Source organism: Cohnella zeiphila (assembly GCF_014212055.1).
Taxonomy (GTDB): Bacteria; Bacillota; Bacilli; order Paenibacillales; family Paenibacillaceae; genus Cohnella; species Cohnella zeiphila.
Map to the genome: position 1 here is coordinate 114000 of NZ_JACJVO010000046.1, position 404 is coordinate 114403.

Here is a 404-nt window from a genome sequence, read left to right on the forward strand (position 1 = left end):
GCTGGACGCTACGAATTGTCCAGAGCTGTACACGCTCGGGTCTAACCCTGCGTAAGCGACAAGCTGCTTGGGATTCTCGAATTGACTCGCGTCGCCAATCTCAGCAATTAAGGTCGCCGCCAGCTTATCTCCAATGCCTGGGATGCTCTTTAGCAGCCCTACTTCTGAAATTTCCATGGACGCCTCTTCGATTTTTATTTCTAAATGGCGTAGTTGCTCTTGCTGGGCAAGCAGAATCTCCACCATACACAACAGTGCCGTCCGTTGAGCTGCGCTCTGCTTTTCAGGCACTGGCATGGCGTGAACGCGTTCCACCTTTTCCTGGATCCATGCCTTTCCGTGAGAAGAGCCCGCTGTTTCCCGTATCACCTCTTCGGTTACGTTTTCTTCCAGCAGTACATATC

At 52.0% G+C, this 404-nt stretch carries 1 protein-coding gene; it reads right to left on the reverse strand.

The window, feature by feature from the left end; translation table 11 throughout:
* On the reverse strand, nt 1-404 hold a 404-nt coding region (locus tag H7C18_RS36225), incomplete at both ends, for a transposase (protein WP_185132993.1).